Annotated in this window: 14 protein-coding genes; 11 read left to right on the top strand and 3 right to left on the bottom strand. The window is 68.0% G+C overall.

Annotated features, from left to right (window positions below):
• Positions 1–63: 63 nt before the first annotated feature.
• From rnr to GXN78_RS00645, 3 genes are all read left to right on the top strand, one after another.
• The gene (gene rnr, locus GXN78_RS00655; protein ID WP_239142784.1) at positions 64–2,346 is read left to right on the top strand and encodes a ribonuclease R; all 2,283 of its coding nucleotides are present in this window, start codon (positions 64–66) and stop codon (positions 2,344–2,346) included.
• A 13-nt stretch (positions 2,347–2,359) separates the two neighbouring features.
• Positions 2,360–3,121, top strand: coding sequence for an SDR family oxidoreductase (locus tag GXN78_RS00650; protein WP_106558401.1), 762 nt, complete (start codon positions 2,360–2,362; stop codon positions 3,119–3,121).
• 149 nt (positions 3,122–3,270) lie between these two features.
• Entirely contained in the window at positions 3,271–5,007 is a 1,737-nt protein-coding gene (locus tag GXN78_RS00645) for an IS1634 family transposase (RefSeq protein ID WP_106561502.1), read from the top strand.
• A 96-nt stretch (positions 5,008–5,103) separates the two neighbouring features.
• Here the strand turns inward: GXN78_RS00645 and GXN78_RS00640 are convergent, their stop codons facing one another.
• The 3 genes from GXN78_RS00640 to GXN78_RS00630 are packed head-to-tail and all read right to left on the bottom strand — an operon-like array spanning position 5,104 to position 9,233.
• On the bottom strand, positions 5,104–6,564 hold the full coding sequence (locus GXN78_RS00640; protein ID WP_106561293.1) for an NAD(P)H-hydrate dehydratase: 1,461 nt from the start codon (positions 6,562–6,564) through the stop codon (positions 5,104–5,106).
• A gap of 34 nt (positions 6,565–6,598) precedes the next feature.
• Positions 6,599–7,855, bottom strand: a complete 1,257-nt coding sequence (locus GXN78_RS00635) for a D-amino acid dehydrogenase (protein ID WP_106561292.1) — start codon at positions 7,853–7,855, stop codon at positions 6,599–6,601.
• Positions 7,856–7,901: 46 nt separating this feature from the next.
• Positions 7,902–9,233: an amidase gene (locus tag GXN78_RS00630; protein WP_106561291.1), complete on the bottom strand. Its 1,332-nt coding sequence runs from the start codon at positions 9,231–9,233 to the stop codon at positions 7,902–7,904.
• 178 nt (positions 9,234–9,411) lie between these two features.
• On the opposite strand from GXN78_RS00630, the gene rpsB reads away from it, so the two are divergent.
• The 8 genes from rpsB to rseP all read left to right on the top strand — a co-directional run bounded on the left by rpsB (position 9,412) and on the right by rseP (position 16,766).
• A complete protein-coding gene (rpsB, locus tag GXN78_RS00625; RefSeq protein WP_106561290.1) occupies positions 9,412–10,167 on the top strand; it encodes a 30S ribosomal protein S2 in 756 nt (251 codons plus the stop codon).
• Positions 10,168–10,279: 112 nt separating this feature from the next.
• Positions 10,280–11,206, top strand: a complete 927-nt coding sequence (gene tsf / locus GXN78_RS00620; protein WP_106561289.1) for a translation elongation factor Ts — start codon at positions 10,280–10,282, stop codon at positions 11,204–11,206.
• A 92-nt stretch (positions 11,207–11,298) separates the two neighbouring features.
• Complete coding sequence (pyrH, locus tag GXN78_RS00615) at positions 11,299–12,021, top strand: UMP kinase (protein WP_106561288.1); 723 nt, start codon at positions 11,299–11,301, stop codon at positions 12,019–12,021.
• Between the two features lie 12 nt (positions 12,022–12,033).
• Positions 12,034–12,594: a ribosome recycling factor gene (frr, locus tag GXN78_RS00610; RefSeq protein WP_106561287.1), complete on the top strand. Its 561-nt coding sequence runs from the start codon at positions 12,034–12,036 to the stop codon at positions 12,592–12,594.
• Position 12,595: 1 nt separating this feature from the next.
• Positions 12,596–13,333 carry a polyprenyl diphosphate synthase gene (uppS, locus tag GXN78_RS00605; protein ID WP_106561286.1) on the top strand — a complete coding sequence of 246 codons (738 nt, stop codon included), beginning with the start codon at positions 12,596–12,598 and terminating at the stop codon, positions 13,331–13,333.
• Positions 13,334–13,338: 5 nt separating this feature from the next.
• On the top strand, positions 13,339–14,184 hold the full coding sequence (locus tag GXN78_RS00600) for a phosphatidate cytidylyltransferase (RefSeq protein WP_106561285.1): 846 nt from the start codon (positions 13,339–13,341) through the stop codon (positions 14,182–14,184).
• On the top strand, positions 14,181–15,371 hold the full coding sequence (ispC, locus tag GXN78_RS00595) for a 1-deoxy-D-xylulose-5-phosphate reductoisomerase (RefSeq protein WP_106561284.1): 1,191 nt from the start codon (positions 14,181–14,183) through the stop codon (positions 15,369–15,371). The genes GXN78_RS00600 and ispC overlap by 4 nt, the downstream gene beginning before the upstream one ends.
• Positions 15,372–15,395: 24 nt before the next feature.
• Complete coding sequence (rseP, locus tag GXN78_RS00590; RefSeq protein WP_106561283.1) at positions 15,396–16,766, top strand: RIP metalloprotease RseP; 1,371 nt, start codon at positions 15,396–15,398, stop codon at positions 16,764–16,766.
• Positions 16,767–16,798: the final 32 nt, after the last annotated feature.

Here is a 16,798-nt window from a genome sequence, read left to right as displayed (position 1 = left end):
TTGCTGCTTGGAGGCTAGCCCCTCGCAACAGGTATTGAATTTCAGGAAAGAAAGAGAGTATATATCAAAAATTTGAGCCACTCCGGCGGACTGCTGGACGAAGTCGAAGGCACGGTGCAAGGTCATCGCGATGGGCACGGTTTCGTGCAGCGTGACGATGGCGAAGCCGACATCTATCTGCCCCCCAACGAGATGCGCGCGGTGCTGCACAAGGATCGCGTCAAGGCGCGCGTCGTGCGCCAGGATCGCCGCGGCCGGCCCGAGGGCCGCGTGGTCGAGATCATCGAGCGGCCCGAGCAGCCGATCATCGGCCGCCTGCTGCACGAAGGCGGCATTTGGCTGGTCGCGCCGGAGGACAAGCGCTACGGCCAGGACGTGATGATCCCCAAGGGCGCGACCGGCACCGCCAAGGTCGGCCAAGTGGTGGTCGTGCAACTGACCGAGCCGCCCGCGTTGTTCGGCCAGCCGGTCGGCCGCGTCAAAGAAGTGCTGGGCGAGATCGACGACCCCGGCATGGAGATCGAGATCGCCGTGCGCAAGTACGGCGTGCCGCATGAGTTCTCCGAGTCCTGCCTGGCCGAGGCCAAGGCGCTGCCAGACAAGGTGCGCGCGGCCGACAAGAAGGGCCGCGTCGACCTGACCGATGTGCCGCTCGTCACCATCGACGGCGAGGACGCGCGCGACTTCGACGATGCCGTCTACTGCGAGCCCGCCAAGGTGGGCCGCGGCAAGGGCTGGCGCGTGCTGGTCGCGATCGCCGACGTCAGCGCCTATGTGCACACGGGCTCGGCCATCGACATCGATGCCTACGACCGCGCCACCAGCGTTTACTTCCCGCGCCGCGTGATCCCCATGCTTCCCGAGAAGCTGTCCAACGGCTTGTGCTCGCTCAACCCCGAGGTCGAGCGCCTGTGCATGGTGTGCGACATGCTGGTGGCGGCCGATGGCGAGATCTACGCCTATCAGTTCTACCCGGCCGTGATGTGGAGCCATGCGCGTTTCACCTACACCGAGGTGGCCGCGATCCTCGGCAACACGCGCGGGCCGGAGGCGGCCAAGCGCAAGGAGCGTGTGAAGGACCTGCTGAACCTGCACGACGTCTATCGCGCACTGCTCTCGCAGCGCAGCAAGCGCGGCGCCGTCGACTTCGAGACCACCGAGACGCAGATCATCTGCGACGAGGCCGGCCGCATCGAGAAGATCGTGCCGCGCACCCGCAACGATGCGCACCGCCTGATCGAAGAGGCAATGCTGGCGGCCAACGTCTGCAGCGCGGACTTCATCGCCGAGGGCAAGCATCCCGGCCTGTACCGCGTGCATGAAGGCCCGACGCCCGAGAAGAAGGAGATCCTGCGCGGCTACCTCAAGGCCATGGGCGTGGGTCTGTCGATCACCGACGACCCCAAGCCCGGCGAGTTCCAGGCCATCGCACAGGCGACCAAGGAGCGGCCCGACGCGCAGCAGATCCACACCATGCTGCTGCGTTCGATGCAGCAGGCGATCTACACGCCGATCAACAGCGGGCACTTCGGGCTGGCCTACGAGGCCTACACGCACTTCACCAGCCCGATCCGGCGCTATCCCGACCTGCTGGTGCATCGGGTGATCAAGGCCATCCTGGGCAAGACCAAGTACCAGCTGCCGATGCTGCCGACGCCGGGCGAGGCGCATGCCAAGCTCGCGAAGCGGTTGGCGTCGCGCGTGAAGGCGCCGACCGCCAAGCCGCAGAAGGCCACCGTCGCGCCAAGCAAGGAGGTCCTGGCCTGGGAGGCGGCCGGTCTGCATTGCAGTGCCAACGAACGGCGCGCCGACGAGGCCAGCCGCGACGTCGAGGCCTGGCTCAAGTGCAAGTACATGCGCGAGCACTTGGGCGAGGAGTACGGCGGCGTGGTCACGGCGGCCACCACCTTCGGCATCTTCGTCACGCTCGATGCGATGTATGTCGAGGGCTTGGTGCACATCACCGAGCTCGGCGGCGAATACTTCAAGTTCGACGAGCAACGTCAGGAGCTGCGCGGCGAGCGCACGGGCATTCGCTACGCCATCGGCACCCGCGTGCGCGTGCAGGTGAGCCGCGTCGATCTCGATGGCCGCAAGATCGATTTCCGTCTGGTACGCGAGGGCGAGGAACTGAGCGCGCGCGCCTTGAAGGACAAGGGCATCGCGACCGGCGGCGTTCCCGCCAAGGCCTCGACCAAGCGCAGCGCGCGCAAGAAGCCAGAAACCGCTTCGGTCGAGCACAGCGAACACGCCGCCGGTGCGGCGCCGCAGTCGGCCATGCAGGCTTTCCGTTCGGCCGTCAAGAAGGCCGCCAACAAGATGAAAGGGCGCAAGCCGCGCCGTTGAAGGAGAAGCGAAGATGAATGCAGAGAAGAAGAGCCGCATCGCGATCGTCACGGGCGCGGGCAGCGGCATCGGCCGATCCGCCGCGCTGGCCTTGCTGGGCGACGGCTGGAGCGTGGTGCTGGCGGGCCGGCGGCTGGAGCCGCTGGAGCAGGTGGCCGACGAATCGGGCGCCGGCGCGCGTGCCTTCGCGGTGCCGACGGACGTGGCCAATCCCGAGTCGGTGCAGGCCCTGTTCGCAGCTGCGGTGGAGCGCTTCGGCCGGGTCGATTTGCTGTTCAACAACGCCGGCGTCGGCAATCCGCCCGGGCCCTTCGAGCAATGGACGCCGGAGCAGTGGCGCGGCGTGGTCGACATCAACCTCAACGGGATGTTCTATTGCATCCAGCAGGCTTTCCGCACCATGCAGGCGCAGACGCCGCGCGGCGGCCGCATCATCAACAACGGATCGATCTCCGCAACCGCGCCGCGGCCCAATTCCATAGCCTACACGGCGACCAAGCATGCGGTCGAAGGGCTCACCAAGACTGCGTCGCTCGACGGCCGCAAGCACGACATCGCGGTGGGCCAGATCGACGTGGGCAATGCGATGACCGAGCTGGCGGCGCGCATGACCAAGGGCGTGCCGCAGGCCAATGGCGAGATCGCGATCGAGCCGGTGATGGATGTGTCCATCGTCGGCCAGTCGGTGCTCTACATGGCCAACCTGCCGCTGGAAGCCAACGTGTTGTTCCACACGGTGATGGCGACCAAGATGCCCTTCGTCGGGCGGGGCTAGACCGAAGTTCCCGCCCTCTGTAGTTACTCCAACTACGGCAAGTGCTTGTCGCTGCTGATGAATCCTCCTCTCTGGAGGATTTTTTTGGATGATACATGTAGTCACTAAATTGACTTGAAGTTTGATGATATGTGACTAGAGTTGTTTCCATGGCAGCCCGAACCGGTACCGCTCATGTCGTCACTACGACGCGCACCTACAAGGACCAGGTCTATCGCACCCATCTGCTGCGCCGCAGCTACCGCGAGGACGGCAAGGTCAAGAACGAGACCCTGGGCAACCTGTCGCACCTGCCCGATGAGCTCATCGAGATCATCCGGCGCTCGCTGCAGGGCGAGACCTTCGTGCCCGTGTCCTCGGCGTTCCAGATCACGCGCTCGCGTCCCCACGGCCATGTGCAGGCAGCAGGCGCCGCGATGGCCAGCCTGGAGATGGCCTCGCTGCTGGCCTCCAAGCCCTGCGCCGAGCGTGCGCTGGTGCTGGCCATGGTGGCCGCGCGCATCGTCGCCCCGCACACGAAGCTCGCCACCACGCGCTGGTGGCACACCACGACACTGGCCGAGGACTTCGGTGTCGCCGACGCCGATGAGGATGATCTGTATGCGGCGATGGACTGGCTGCTCGAGCGCCAGGATCGCATCCAGAAGAAGCTCGCCTCGCGCCATCTGAGCCCCGGTGGCCTGGTGCTGTACGACCTGTCCTCCAGCTACTTCGAGGGCAGTTGCTGTCCGCTGGCCAAGCTTGGCTACAGCCGCGATGGCAAGAAGGGCCTGCTGCAGGTCAACTACGGCCTGCTCACCGATGCGCGCGGCTGCCCGCTGGCCGTGTCGGTGCACGAGGGCAACGTCGCCGACAGCCAGACCTTGATGCCCGAGGTCAAGCGGCTGCGCGAGGACTTCGGCATCGAGCAGCTGGTGATGGTGGGCGACCGCGGAATGATCTCGAACAAGGCCATTGACGAGATGCGCGAGAGCGACGGCATCGCCTGGATCACGGCGCTGAAGAGCGTCTCGATCCGCGCGCTGGTCGAGCAAGGGCAGCTGCAACTGGACCTGTTCGACGAGCGCAATCTGCTCGAGCTGAGCTCGCCGGACTATCCGGGCGAGCGCCTGGTGGCATGCCGCAATCCGGAGCTTGCCAAGCTGCGCACGCACAAGCGCGAGGAGTTACTGGCGGCCACCGAGGCCAACCTCGAGAAGATCAAGGCCCGCGTGGACGCGGGCAAGCTCGCCGGGAAGGATGAGATCGGCTTGCGCGTGGGCAAGGTGATCAACCAGTACAAGATGGCCAAGCACTTCGAGTTGGCCATCGGCGACACCGCCTTTACCTTCGCGCGCAAGACAGACGCCATTGCCGCCGAGGCGGCGCTGGACGGCATTTACATCATCCGTACGTCGGTGCCGCCCACACAGATGGACTCGGCCGACTGCGTGCGCAACTACAAGGCGCTCGCCAACGTCGAGCGCGCGTTCCGCTCGCTCAAGACGATCGACCTAAAGGTGCGCCCGATCCACCACCGCACCGCCGATCGGGTACGGGCTCACATCTTCCTGTGCATGCTGGCCTACTACGTCGAGTGGCACATGCGCGAGGCTTGGGCGCCGCTGATGTTCGCCGACACCGACCGGCGCGCCAAGGCCACGCGTGACCCGGTGGCGCCGGCCACGCGTTCCAAGGCGGCGCTGGCCAAGGCAGCCCGCCACACCCTGGACGACGGCACGCCCGTGCACAGCTTCTCCACCCTGATGGCCGAGCTCGCCACCATCGCGCGCAATACCTGCCGAGCCCCACAGGCCGGCCCCGAGGCACCGACCTTCGAGGTCCTCACCACGCCCAACGCCAAGCAGCAGCGCGCGCTCGACCTCATCCAGCAGATCCGCCTGTAGACAGAAGTCGGAACCCCGATCTCACGCCAAGTCCTTGTCGTGCAAAGGCAAACGCGCTTCGCGCTTGGGGGAATCTCGGGCTAGACGAGTTCTTCTTCAGCCGCGCGCCAGCGCACAGGCGGTGAGCGGTAGGCTCTCGGGCCAGCGGTCGGCACGGTCGCCGTGGAGCCACGCCGCCTCGCGGCTGGCCGCCATCGCAGGCCGGCCGGCTGCCAGCGCGGCGCCGATCATGCCGGCCAGCACGTCGCCGGTGCCTGCGGTCGCGAGACGTGCGTTGCCGGTGGGGTTGATCACCGGCGTCTCTCCTGCCGCGGCCACGATGGTGCCCGAGCCCTTGAGGACGATCGTTGCGCCGAAGCACTCCGCCAGGCGCTGGGCCGCACGCAGCCGATCGGCCTGCACCTCGGCCGTGCCGGTGCCCAGCAGGCGCGCAGCTTCAAGGGGATGCGGCGTGAGCACCGTGGCGCGTCCCGTGCGCGCGCGTGCGTCGAGCAGTGCCTGAAGGGCACCGTCCGCAGCGATGGCGTTGAGCGCGTCGGCATCGAGCACCAGCGCCCGGGCTTCCTCGAGCACGCGCGGCAGCGGATCGCGCACCGCCGCGCCGCCGCCGCAGCCGCAGACCACGGTCATGGCCGCCAGGTCGAGCGCCTCCGGGCGCCGGAACATCAGCTCGGGCTGCGTCGGGTCGAGCGGCGCGAGCCCGGCATCGAGCGGCGCGACATAGACGCGGCCGGCGCCGGCGTGCAGCGCCGCCGTGGCCGCGAGCAGGGCGGCTCCCGCCATCCCCGGGGCGCCGCCGATCACCACGACATCGCCATAGCTCCCCTTGTGGGAGGCATGCGGCCGCGTCGCGGCGGGAGGCTCGCCGAGCAGCCGGGCGGTGGGCGGCTCGGCCCCGGGCGCTGAATCCAGGTCATCGAACCACAGCTCGCCGGCCGCGTCACGCCCTTGCGCCGTGAAGAGGCCGGGCTTGAGCGTCAGCAGGCTGAGGCACAGTCGGCGGACCCCATGCGCCTGCCCGGCAGCAGAAGCCAGGAAGTCCAGCGACAGCACGCCGGTGTCGGCATTCAGGCCCGAAGGCGTGTCCACGCTGAGCACGGGCGCAGGGCCGGCGTGCATGCGCCGCAACCAATCGGCCATGGGGCCCTCCGGCGCGCGGGCAGCGCCCAGGCCGAGCAGGGCGTCGATGGCGAGATCGGCATGCGCCGGTGGCGCGTCCGCGAAGCGCACGCCGGCATCGCGCGCGCGTTGCAGCGAGGCGGCTGCGTCGGCCGGCAGGCGAGCGTCATCGCCGATGCGGGTGACGACTGGGGCGAAGCCGCGCTGCCGCAGTTGTGCTGCTGCCTCGAAGCCGTCGCCCCCGTTGTTGCCGGGGCCGCAGGCGATCCAGATCGTGCGCGCGTGCGGCGCGGTCGCCATGGCAAGCCGCGCGACCGCCAGCCCGGCGCGCTGCATCAGCGTGTGTGGCGGCAGGCTGGCCGCAGCCGTCTGTTCGATCCGGCGCGAAGCCGCGACGCCGAACAGCGGTGCAGTGATGGCGGCAGTGATGCGTTGCATGGAGGGCCCTTCCATCCTGACGGCGGCGGAACCCCTAGTGTTGCAGCAAACGCTCGATGCCCAGCCCTTCGAGATCGATGCCCGGATCGCGCCCCCCCATCATGTCCGCCAGCACGCGCGCGCTGCCGCAGGACAGCGCCCAGCCGCTGGAGCCGTGCCCCAGGTTGAGCCAGACGCCGGGCAGGCCGCTCGGTCCGATGATGGGCGGGCCGTCCGGCAGCATCGGCCGCGCGCCCTTCCATTGCTGGACGCCGGCCTGCAGGGTGACGGCGCCCGGGAACCAGTCCTGGAGCACCTTGTAGAGCGTGCGCAGCGCGTCGGGATGAAGGCTGTCCAGCGAGCCGCCGAGCTCGGCGCTGCCCGCTACGCGCACGCGCAGGCCGAGGCGCGAGATCGCGACCTTGAAGCGCTCGTCCATCACCGCGCTGCGCGGCGCATTGAGCGGTTCGCGGATGTTGGCGCTGATCGAGTGGCCGTAGACCGGGGCGAGCGGGATGCGCAGGCCCAGCGGCCGCAGCAGCTTGGCCGAGTCCACGCCGGCGCACACCACCACGGCGTCGAAGCGGTGGCCTTCGGAGCCGCTCGCCAGCCGCACTTCGGTCGGCGCGGCGCGACTGAGCGGCGCGAGGTCGCAGTTGAAATGGAACTGCGCGCCCAGCGCCTCGGCCTCCCACTTGAGCAGCAGGGCGAACTGGCGGCAGTTGGCCACCTCGTCGTCCGGTAGGTGGATGGCGCCGGCCAGCGGAGTGTCGGGGTTGAGCGCGGGCTCGATCCGGCGCGCCTCGTCGGCGTCCACCTCGCGGAAGCTGCTGCCGGCCTGGCGCAGTACCTCGAGGCCGGCATGCACCAGCTTCTTCTCGCGCTTGGACCGCAGCAGCACCAGGTAGCCGTCGCTGCGCTCGTAGCTGAGCTCCCGCGCCTCGGTGATCTCGTGCAGCCGGGTTCGGCTATAGAAGGCGAGGCGCTGCATGCGCGCGCGGTTGGCCAGGTAGCTTTCGAGCTGGCAGGCGCGTTGCCAGTGCGCCATCCAGCCCAGGTCGCGTCGGCTCAGCGGCCAGCGCAGCTTGACCGCGCCGTGGGTGGAGAGCAGCGAGCGCAGCACCTTGGCACGCATGCCGGGTGCGGCCCAGGGCGTGACATAGCCGGGCGCCACGACGCCGGCATTGGCGAAGCTGGATTCCTCGGCGGCCGCGCCGCGGCGCTCGAAGACCATGACTTCATGGCCGTCCGAGGCCAACTCCCAGGCGGTGGTGACGCCAATGATGCCGGCGCCCACGATCGCGATTTTCATTCGGTTCTTTGGGGTGAGATAGGAGGCGGCGCCCGCGGGCGATGCCCTAGTGCGTCGCTTGCAACTCGCGTTCCACCTGCAGCGCGAGCGCCAGCACCGCATCGTCGTGCAGCGCGGCATGCCAGAGCATGAGGCCGACGGGCAGTTCGCCCTCGACATGGCAGGGCAGCGAAAGGGCGCAGCCGTCGAGCATGTTCACCACCGACGGGTTGCGCAGCAGCAGCGCGTTGATGCGGAAGAAGGCCTCGTCGCGCTGGGCGCCGGGTGCCACCTCGGCCAGGGCCGGCGCCATGATCGGCACTGTGGGCGACAGCAGGGCATCGAAGGGGGCGAGCGCGCGTTCCATGCGGGCGATCCAGTCGCGGCGCGCTTGCATGAGGTCGATGTATTCGTGCGCCTTCATCGTCGCGCCCTTGAGGATGCGCTGCGCCACCCGCGGGTCGTAGCCGGCGCCGCTGCGTTCCAGCAGCAGGCGGTGCCAGGCATAGGCCTCGGCGGCGGAGAAGCCGCCGGTGGCGTTGATCGAGCGCAGGTCGGCCAACTCGGGCAGCGCGATCTCGTCGATGCGGGCGCCGGCGGCGCGCAGAGTGCGCAGGGTGCGCTCGAAGGCGCGGGCCACGGCCGGCTCGATCTCGTCGAAGAACAGGTCCTTGACCACGGCCAGGCGGTAGGCGGACAGCGGTGCGGTGCCGGCGGTGACGCGCCGGGCGCCCAGGATCTCGTGGGCGGTGATAGCGTCGCGCACAGAACGCGTCATGGCGCAGACCGTGTCCAGCGTGGTCGACAGCGGCAGGGCACCCTCCGTCGGCACCAGCCGCACCGTGTTCTTGAAGCCGACGAGGCCGTTCAGCGCCGCCGGAATGCGGATCGAGCCGCCCGTGTCGGAACCCAGCCCGATGAAGGCCGCACCGCTGGCCACCGAGATCGCAGCGCCCGAGGACGAGCCGCCCGGGATGCGTGGCGTGCCCGGATCGCACAGGTTCGCGGGCGTGCCGTGATGCGGATTGACGCCGACCCCCGAGAAGGCGAACTCGGTCATGTTGGTGCGGCCCAGCAGGCTGCCGCCCGCGGCGCGCAGCCGGGCCACGGCGGGGGCGTCGGCCCGAGCCGACGGGGCGTGGGCCAGCACGACCGAGCCGGCCGGCGTCGGCTGGCCGGCGAGATCGAACAGGTCCTTCGCCGAAAAGGCCAGCCCGGCCAGGCGCTGCTCGGGCTGCGCCAGCGCGGCCGCCTGGCGCGCCTCTTCGAACATCGGACGGGTGAAGACGTGCTCGCAAGCCGGGGAGCTGGCCGCGGCGATGGAATGCTCCATCTCGGTGCGCGCGTCGGAGGCGCCGGCCAGCAGGGACAGGCGGGTGGCGTGCAGGTCAGGGCGCATGGTGTGGAGTGGCTGCGGGCAAGGCGGAAGGGTGGTGGTGCTATACTCTGCGGGTTTCACTCTGGGTCTTTCCCAGCGCAAAACACATCCGCAAACCAGCCCATTCGAGGTGTTGCGGCCCTCGCGAGAGGTCCGCAAAACGGGCTGGATTTTAGACCCAACCTTTGGAGTTATTCCTATGTCGACGACCATGCGCGAAATGCTGGAAGCCGGTGTCCATTTCGGCCACCAAACGCGCTTCTGGAACCCCAAGATGGCCCCGTACATCTTCGGCCATCGCAACAAGATCCACATCATCAATCTGGAAAAAACGCTTCCGATGTTCCAGGAAGCGATGAAGTACGCCAAGCAGCTCACCGCCAACCGCGGCACCATCCTGATGGTGGGCACCAAGCGCCAGGCCCGCGAGATCGTGGCGACCGAGGCGCGCCGCGCCGGCGTCCCCTTCGTCGACACCCGCTGGCTCGGCGGCATGTTGACCAATTTCAAGACCGTCAAGACCTCCATCAAGCGCCTGAAGGACATGAAGGCCCAGCAGGAAGCCGGCCTCGACAACCTCAGCAAGAAAGAGCAGCTGACCTTCACCCGTGAGATCGAGAAGCTCGAGAAGGACATCGGCGGCATTCAGGACATGAGCGCGCTGCCCGATGCCATCTTCGTGATCGACGTGGGCTTCCACAAGATCGCCGTGGCCGAGGCCAAGAAGCTGGGCATCCCGCTGATCGGCGTGGTGGACTCCAACCACTCGCCCGAAGGCATCGACTACGTGATCCCGGGCAACGACGACTCGTCGAAGGCCGTCACGCTTTACGCCCGCGGCATCGCCGATGCGATCATCGAAGGCCGTTCCAGCGCCGCCAGCGATGTGGTCAAGGCCGTGGCCGAAGGCAATTCCGATGAGTTCGTCGAGGTCGAAGAGGGCGCCTCGGCCTGATTCGCGCTCGCGAGCGCCTGAAGAAGGGGCTTCGATGCCCCTTTTTTTTAACCTGATTTTCGCGGCGCCCGGTGCGGGCCGCCGCAACTGCTAAACCGAACGGAGAAACAAGATGGCAACAATCACCGCAAGCATGGTCGGCGAACTGCGCGCAAAGACCGACGCCCCGATGATGGAGTGCAAGAAGGCGCTGACCGAGGCCGACGGCAACATGGAAAAGGCCGAAGAGCTGCTGCGCATCAAGCTGGGTAACAAGGCCGGCAAGGCTTCGAGCCGCATCACGGCCGAGGGCGTGGTGGCTGCCTTTGCCGAAGGCGGCGTCGGCGCCATGGTCGAGATCAACTGCGAAACCGACTTCGTCTCCAAGAACGATAGCTTCCTCGCGCTGGCCAACGCCGCGGCGATGCTGGTCGCCAAGCACAACCCGGCCGACCTAGCCGCGCTGGCCGCGCTGCCCTACGAGCAGGACAGCTTCGGCCCGACGCTGGAAGACGTGCGCAAGGGGCTGATCGGCAAGATCGGCGAGAACATGAGCTTCCGCCGCTTCAAGCGCTTCGCCGGCAACGGCAAGCTGGCCTCCTACCTGCACGGCACGCGCATCGGCGTGATGGTCGAGTTCGAAGGCGACGACACGGCAGCCAAGGACGTTGCGATGCACGTGGCCGCCATGAAGCCCGTCTCGATCGCGAGTTCTGACGTGCCGGCCGAACTGATCGAGAAAGAGCGCGCCGTGGCCGCCGGCAAGGCCGAGGAAGACCGCAAGGCGGCCGAGGCGGCCGGCAAGCAGCCGCAGCCGGCCGACATCGTCGCCAAGCGCATCGAAGGCGGCGTGCAGAAGTACCTCAAGGAGGTCTCGCTGCACAACCAGCCCTTCGTGAAGAACGACAAGCAGACCGTCGAGCAGATGCTCAAGGCCGCCAACACCTCGATCAAGAGCTTCACGCTCTACGTCGTCGGCGAAGGCATCGAAAAGAAGGTCGACGACTTCGCTGCCGAAGTGGCGGCCCAGGTCGCGGCTGCCAAGGCGGCGGCTGCCTGATCGGCGCCACCGGGCGGCGGCGCGCGCAGCGCGCTGCCGCTTCTTCACACGCACGTTTTACACTCGCCACGCCCACCTCAAAGGAAACCCCCATGCTCGAAACCCGCCCGGCCCACAAGCGAATCTTGTTGAAGCTGTCGGGCGAGGCCTTGATGGGTGACGATGCCTTCGGCATCAACCGCGCGACCATCGTCCGCATGGTCGAAGAGGTGGCCGAGGTGGTGAACATGGGGGTGGAAGTCGCCGTCGTGATCGGCGGCGGCAACATCTTCCGCGGCGTGGCCGGCGGCTCGGTGGGCATGGACCGCGCGACCGCCGACTACATGGGCATGCTGGCCACCGTGATGAACGCGCTGGCCCTGGCCGACGCCATGAACAAGCAAGGGCTGATCGCCCGCGTGATGTCGGCCATCGCCATCGAGCAGGTGGTGGAGCCCTATGTGCGCCCCAAGGCCCTGCAATACCTCGAAGAGGGCAAGGTCGTGATCTTCGCGGCCGGCACCGGCAACCCCTTCTTCACGACCGACACCGCCGCCGCGCTGCGCGGCGCGGAGATCGGCGCGGAGCTCGTGCTCAAGGCCACCAAGGTGGACGGCGTCTACACCTCCGACCCGAAGAAGGACCTGGACGCGAAGCGGTACGCGCGCCTGAGCTTCGACGAGGCCATTGCAAAGAATCTCGGCATCATGGACGCCACGGCCTTCGCGCTGTGCCGCGACCAGAACCTGCCGATCAAGGTGTTCTCGATCTTCAAGAACGGCGCGCTCAAGCGCGTCGTGATGGGCGAGGACGAAGGCACACTGGTGCATGCCTAGGAGCAAGAAAAGATGACCATTGCCGATATCCGCAGCGCGACCGACGCCAAGATGGACCAGTCGCTCGCTGCATTCCAGAACAACCTGACGAAGATCCGCACCGGCCGTGCCAACCCTGCGTTGTTGGATTCGGTCCATGTCGACTACTACGGCTCCTCGGTGCCGCTGTCGCAGGTGGCGAACGTGGCGTTGATCGACTCGCGAACCATCAGCGTCCAGCCCTGGGAAAAGGGCATGGGCGCCAAGATCGAGAAGGCCATCCGCGAGAGCGACCTGGGCCTCAACCCTGCCTCGATGGGCGATCTGATCCGCGTGCCGATGCCTCCGATGAGCGAGGAACGCCGGAAGGAAATGACCAAGCTGGTTCGCACCGAGGGCGAGAACGCCAAGATCGCGACGCGCAACCTGCGCCGCGATGCCAACGACGCGATCAAGAAGCTGGTCAAGGAGAAGCTGGCGTCGGAAGACGACCAGAAGCGCGCCGAAGCCGAGATCCAGAAGGTGACCGATCGCCATATCACGGAGATCGATCGCCTGGTGGCGGCCAAAGAGGCGGAGATCATGGCCGTCTGAAATGAGCAATCCAAGCGCCGCCGTGCCCCACCACATCGCCATCGTCATGGACGGAAATGGACGCTGGGCCACGCGCCGCTTCCTGCCGCGGGTGGCCGGCCACAAGCAGGGCGTCGAATCGCTGCGCCGTTGCGTCAAGGCCTGTGCCGATCGCGGCGTCGGCGTGCTGACCGTGTTCGCCTTTTCTTCCGAGAACTGGAACCGTCCGGTCGAGGAGGTGTCGGGCCTGATGGACCTGATGGTCATCGCGCTCGGCCGCGAGGTCCCGAAGCTGTGCCAGGACGGCGTGCGCCTGCACTTCGTCGGCGAGCGCGGGGGGCTGTCCGAGAAGATTGCCGCAGGCCTGGTGCAGGCGGAAGCCGCCACCGCCCACAACACGCGGCTGGTGCTCAATGTCTGCTTCAACTACGGCGGGCGCTGGGACATCGCGCGCGCCGCGGCACAACTCGCCGCGCGCGGTGAGCCGCTGACCGAGGCCAGCCTGGACGCGGCGATGGCGCTGTCGCACGTGCCCGACCCCGACCTCTTCATCCGCACCGGCGGCGAGCAGCGGCTGTCGAACTTCCTGCTGTGGCAGAGCGCCTACGCCGAGCTCTTCTTCAGCGATCGCCTTTGGCCCGAGTTCGACGAGGCCGCGCTGGACGAGGCCATCGAAGCCTACCGGCGCCGCGAGCGCCGCTTCGGCCAGACCTCTGCGCAGTTGATGGGCGGCGCGCGGCACGATCCCCAGGCCGCCTGAGCGCAATGCTCAAACAACGCATCATCACTGCGGTCGTCCTCCTGGCGATCCTGCTGCCTGCGCTCTTCTATCCCTCGCCTCTGCCCTTCGGCTGCGTGATGCTGGTGCTGATCGCGGCTGCGACCTGGGAGTGGGGGCGGCTCAACGGCTACTCCTCGCGCATGTCGCTCTTCTTCGGTGTCGAGATGGCGTTGCTGTGCGTGCTGTCCTGGTGGCTCGGCCTGCTCGAGCGGCCGCTGCTGATCGTCTGGATCATCGCCAGCGCGGCCTGGGTGTTGGGCGGCGCGGCCTTGCTGCGCGCCGCGGTGCCAGGCTGGCCGCGAGTGCCTCGCGGGCTGCGCCTGGTGGGCGGCATGCTGGTGCTCTGGGTGGCCTGGCTCGCGGTGGTGAAGGCCCGCATGGAGGGCGTCAATTTCCTGCTGTCGATCCTCGTGCTGGTCTGGGTGGCCGATGTGTTCGCCTATTTCGCCGGCCGGGCGTTCGGCCTTCGATTCACCCGGGGCAAGCTCGCGCCCAGCATCAGTCCCGGCAAGAGCTGGGAGGGCGTCTGGGGCGGCATGCTCGGTGTCGTCGTGCTGGCGCTGGCCTGGGTCTGGGCGGACGCGGCTGCGCGCGCCGGCGTGGCCAGCCTCTACACGCGCCTGGCCGAGCGCGGCTGGTGGCTGCTGCTGATCGGCGTCCTGTTCCTGGCTGCGATGAGCGTGGTCGGCGACCTGGTCGAATCGCTGGTCAAGCGCAGCGCCGGCGCCAAGGACAGCAGCGCGTTGCTGCCGGGCCATGGCGGCGTGCTCGACCGGGTCGACGCGCTGCTGCCCACGCTGCCCATCGCGATGATGCTGGCTTTCCTATGAATGGCATGAAACGACAACGCATCACCGTGCTCGGTTCGACCGGCTCGGTCGGCGTCAGCACGCTCGACGTGATCGCACGGCATCCCGAGCGCTTCGAGGTTTTCGCGCTGTCGGCATCCACCAAGGTCGACGAACTGCTGGCCCAGTGTCAGCGCTTCGCGCCGAAGTTCGCGGTCATGGCCAGTGCGCCGCATGCCCGGCTGCTGGTCGACAAGCTCCGGCACAGCGGGCTGCGCACGGAGGTGCTGCAGGGCGCGGGCGCCATCGAGTCCATCGCCTCGCACGAAGACTGCGATGCCGTGATGGCTGCCATCGTCGGCGCCGCAGGCCTCGGCCCCTGCCTGGCCGCAGCCCGCGCCGGCAAGCGGCTTCTGCTCGCCAACAAGGAGGCCGTGGTGGTCGGAGGCGAGCTTTTCATGCGCACGGTGCGCGAGGGCGGGGCGACCCTGCTGCCCATCGACAGCGAGCATTCCGCCATCTTCCAGTCGCTGCCGGAAGATCCGGCCACCTGGCCGCGACGCATCGACAAGATCATCCTGACTGCCTCCGGCGGCCCGTTCCGCACGCGCGCGCCGGAAACGCTCGCGGCCGTCACGCCGGAACAGGCCTGCGCCCATCCGAACTGGGTCATGGGCCGCAAGATCTCGGTGGACTCGGCCACGATGATGAACAAGGCGCTCGAGGTGATCGAGGCGCGCCATCTCTTCGGCGTGGCGCCGGAGCGGATCGAGGTGGTGATCCATCCGCAGAGCGTGGTGCATTCGATGGTCCAGTTCACCGACGCCTCGGTGATCGCGCAGCTCGGCACACCCGACATGCGAGTGCCCATTGCCGTCGGGCTGGCCTGGCCAGAGCGCATCGAGAGCGGCGCGGCAACACTCGACTTCCGGCAACTGGCCGCGCTGACCTTCGACGCGCCGGACGCCCAACTCTTCCCTGGCCTGGGGCTCGCCTGGCATGCGCTGCGCGCGGCGCCGGGCACGACCGCGGTGCTCAATGCAGCCAACGAGGTCGCGGTCGACGCCTTCCTGCACCATCGCCTGCGCTTCGACCGCATCCATGCCGTGAACATGGAAACTTTGGAGGCGGTGCTGCCCTCCAATCCGGCATCGCTGGCGGATCTGCTGGACCTGGATGCCAGCGCGAGGGCCGCGGCCAATGCGGCGGCGCTGCGCTTTACAGCCTGACGCTCCTAGAACCAGGGGACTTCCATGCTCACCGTCGTCGCATTCATCGTCGCCCTGGCCCTGCTGATTGCCGTGCACGAATACGGCCACTATCGCGTGGCGGTGGCTTGCGGCGTCAAGGTGCTGCGCTTCTCCATCGGCTTCGGCCACACGCTCTTCAGCTGGAAGCCCAGGCGCCAGCACCCCGGGCAGGACACGGAGTTCGTGATCGCGGCCTTTCCCCTCGGCGGCTACGTGAAGATGCTCGACGAGCGCGAGGCGCCGGTGGCGCCGGAGGAGCGGCATCGCGCCTTCAACGCGCAGCCGCTGCGCTCGCGCACGGCCATCGTGGCCGCGGGGCCCATCGCCAACCTGCTTCTGGCCGTGGTGCTCTACACGGCGGTCAACTGGATCGGCGTCGATGAGCCCGTCGCCAAGCTCGCCCGTCCAGTGGCCGCTTCGCTGGCCGAGCAGGCCGGGCTGCACGGCGGCGAGCATGTCGCCCGTGCCGGCTTCGACGGCGAACTCGAGCCGGTGCAGTCCTTCGAAGACCTGCGTTGGCGCATCACGCGCGGCGCGCTCGACGGCCGCGACCTCACGCTCGAGATTGCGGGCGAGGGTGGGCGGCCGGCGCGCGAGATCGTGCTGCCGCTCAGCCGGATCGCTGCCAAGGATGCCGACGCGCAGATGTTCCGCAAGATCGGCCTGGTCGCGCCGCTGACTCGGCCCGAGATCGGCGAAGTCGTGGCGGGCGGCGCGGCCGAGCGCGCGGGCTTGCGCAACGGCGATCTGGTGCGCGCGGTCGGGTCCACCGCCATCGTCGACGGCCAGCAGCTGCGCGAGGTGATCCGTGCCTCGGTCGACGACGGCCAGCCGCGCACCCAGGTCTGGCAGATCGAGCGCGGCGGCCAGCAGGAGCGCATCGAGGTCACGCCCGAGGTGCGCGAGGAGGGCGGCAGCAAGTTCGGGCGCGTCGGCGCCTACGTGGGCTCGCCGCCGGAGATGGTGACGGTGCGGCAGGGCGTGGTGGACGGCGTCTGGCGCGGCGTGGTGCGCACCTGGGAAGTGTCGGCGCTCACCGTGCGCATGATGGGCAAGATGCTGATCGGCGAAGCCTCGCTTAAGAACCTGAGCGGGCCGCTGACCATTGCCGACTACGCGGGCAAGTCCGCCAGCCTCGGATTCACGCAATACCTGGTGTTTCTGGCACTCATCAGCGTCAGTCTCGGGGTGCTGAACCTCATGCCGCTGCCGGTCCTCGATGGAGGACACCTGATGTATTATCTTTGGGAGGGCCTGACCGGCAGGAGCGTCTCCGACGCTTGGATGGAACGGCTCCAGCGCGGCGGTGTCGCGTTGCTGCTGGTCATGATGTCGATCGCCATCTTCAACGATGTGACTCGACTCTTTGGTTAACTATCTGTCGGCCCTTTCCGCGCCGGCGCAAT

Origin of the sequence: Variovorax sp. WS11, from assembly GCF_010499245.1 — a bacterium.
Classification (GTDB): Bacteria; Pseudomonadota; Gammaproteobacteria; order Burkholderiales; family Burkholderiaceae_C; genus Variovorax.
Note: the sequence above shows the minus strand (reverse complement) of the source record. Positions and strands in the feature narration are given on the sequence as shown.